General features: G+C 35.9%; 3 protein-coding genes. 1 reads left to right on the plus strand and 2 read right to left on the minus strand.

Annotated features, from left to right (window positions below; genetic code table 11):
• Positions 1-142: 142 nt before the first annotated feature.
• Entirely contained in the window at positions 143-721 is a 579-nt protein-coding gene (gene efp / locus IV87_RS10710) for an elongation factor P (RefSeq protein WP_057808124.1), read from the minus strand.
• Between the two features lie 286 nt (positions 722-1,007).
• Here efp and IV87_RS10715 point away from each other — a divergent pair, with 286 nt between their 5' ends.
• The gene (locus IV87_RS10715; protein WP_057808126.1) at positions 1,008-1,259 is read left to right on the plus strand and encodes a DUF6429 family protein; all 252 of its coding nucleotides are present in this window, start codon (positions 1,008-1,010) and stop codon (positions 1,257-1,259) included.
• A 605-nt stretch (positions 1,260-1,864) separates the two neighbouring features.
• On the opposite strand, the gene IV87_RS10720 is transcribed toward IV87_RS10715, so the two are convergent.
• Positions 1,865-2,512: an NAD(P)H-dependent oxidoreductase gene (locus tag IV87_RS10720; protein ID WP_057808128.1), complete on the minus strand. Its 648-nt coding sequence runs from the start codon at positions 2,510-2,512 to the stop codon at positions 1,865-1,867.
• Between the last annotated feature and the right edge of the window lie 141 nt (positions 2,513-2,653).

Consider the following 2,653-nt stretch of genomic DNA (forward strand, 5'->3'; position numbering starts at 1 on the left):
TTGCTGGAAGACGGCATTTTAGACTATTTTTGTAGGTTAAGTAGTTTAACATCAGTTATTGAAGTGATTTTGATACTTTCAACCTTTAATTATACAATTAAAAAAAGGATGATTTCTCATTGAAATCATCCTCTGACAACTATTAATTTTCGTCGTTATATTTTGAAGCCCGGCTTTGATATGTGCCCTTTTGAGTATTGATATCGAGAATTTCGCCTTCCTTAATGAAATCTGGTACAGTGACAACCAAACCAGTTTCCATGGTTGCTGATTTACCAGATCCTGCAACAGTTGCACCCTTAATTGATGGTTCAGTTTGAGCGACTTTTAACTGTACGGTATTTGGCAATGTTATCCCGATCACTTCTGAATTAAAGTAATCAATTTTAACATTCATATTTTCCAACATATACTTCATTTCATTTTGAATAGTAGCTGTTGGAATTTCATATTGCTCGTAGGTTTCCATATCCATAAATACAGCAACATCGCCTTGGGTATAAAGATATTGAGCATCTTTTGTATCAACAATAGCCTGTTCAACCTTTTCTTCAGGACGCATTGTCTTTTCAACAGTTGAACCTGAACGCAGGTCGTATAACTTCATCCGCATCACAGTATTGCCCTTACCTGGCTTATGATGTTCTGCAGCCAATACTTTAATTAATTTACCGTTTTGTTCAAATGTCATTCCTGCTTTAAGATTTATTGCTTCAATCATGTGTTTTCTCCTTGTACGTTACTTGAATTTAACTACTTATAACCTCGTTTATTGATCGCGCAGGTCCAGGACTCATATAGCCGACTTCCCTTCGTTTTAGTATTTATATCTAGTTTAACACTAAACGGTCCAAAACAAAGGGTTGCTTAACGAAGAAACAGTTCAAAACTTTTTATTTTTCTTAATTATACGTTGAATTGTATCCACCAACAAAATACAATTAAGCTAATTAATAATTGCATTTAACATATATGATTAATCAATCTAAAACTTTTGGAGGACTGTTATGACAAAAATTGATGACTTAACTTTAATGCTACTGTACCTGACTTCTTGGGCAGAAAACGATCAAGTTTCTACTGACCGTCTTTCTTGGAAGGGCTACGATTTTGCCAGTTTGAATAAATTAACAGACAAAGAATTTTTATATGCATCAAATCGCCCAAGTCATGTAAAATCTGTCCACTTCACTGCTGAGGGTGAAAAAAAGGCAAAAGAATTATTAATTAAGTATCATATTCAGCAATCGACTAACTAATTTACTCTCAAAAGCCGAATAAGCTTAATAACTAAAGGTTGAAAGCGTCAAAATAACTTCAATAACTGCTGCTAAACGACTTAGCCTATAAAAAATGGTCTAAAATGCCGTCTTCCAGCAAATTTGGGCTGGAACGTAGTGGGCGCGACTTGAAGCCGCAAACCACGTCTTCAAGCTCGGCCTTTATTTAAGCGAAACCCGCTAAGATAAATGTCACTACTGAGCCCATTTACTTCCAGACTAAATATAATCCTTGTAACCAATGCACTGATATAATAATTATGCTATTAGTGTTACTGAGCATTATTGAAGCATCAAACGTTTTTAGTCCGGAGGTGATTGGTCTCAGGGGTGAAATTATCCTTAGCAATTCATTGCTTAGGATAAGGCCGAGTTTGAAGACAAGTGTACCTCTGGCTTCAAATCGTGCCCACCCCGTTCCAGACCATGTGAGCCGCAGGACGGGTAGTTTAATCTAATCTTGTTACCAAGAATACTTTTGTGTCAGGCAATTAGATATATTTTTGTGCTTTCAACCTTTAGTTAGTAACCAAAAAGTATGATCAACCTTCATTTAATAAAAGGTTTGATCATACTTTTTTACTTTAAAATTCTTTAGCAGCCTTTTCAGCCTCTTTAGCAATTATTTCTCGATTAGCCGCCATATCATCAGCATCGCGATGTGAATTACCCTCACAATAAATGCCTTGATAATCTTTGATACCTACCTGACCAAGTAACGCCTTTAAATAACTATCTCCCATATCAAGTGTTGCCATAAAAGCATTATCCGTGTGATGATAAGTCCCGCCCGACGACTGAATATGAATAGCCTTTTTGTCATGCAACGTGCCTTCTGGGCCATGTTCACCCTCCACCCACGTTTTAGTGGAAACAATGACCAAATCCAAATACATTTTTAATCGATTTGGCAAAAACAAATTGTACATTGGACTAATAAAAACATACTTGTCCGCTTGAATAAATTGTGCCTGCAATTGTTGCTGTCGACTCAACAAGATTTGCTCATTTTTAGAAAGCTCCTGGTAAGTTACACCATTTGTTAACTTTTTCCAACTATCCAGATTACTGCTGTCAATCTCCGGGACCCCTTCAGCATACAAATCATGTACTAAAATTTGATCCTGTGAATGCGTTTGTTGATAAGTTTCAATAAAGCGATCACCAATGGTCAGCGCATTTGAAACAGCTTCAGTTTTTGGATGAGCTTTAATCACCAAAACGGTACTCATTTCATCATCTCCATTAATTTATTTACGCTTTTACAATAACACAAAACAAAGTTATTTCTATAGAAACTCTCTTTTAAAAAAACCCGAATTGTCAAATCAAGTGCAACACCTACTAAATAAAATAGGAATTGGTCTAGGAAG

It is taken from the genome of Pediococcus ethanolidurans (assembly GCF_001437405.1).
GTDB classification, from domain to species: Bacteria; Bacillota; Bacilli; order Lactobacillales; family Lactobacillaceae; genus Pediococcus; species Pediococcus ethanolidurans.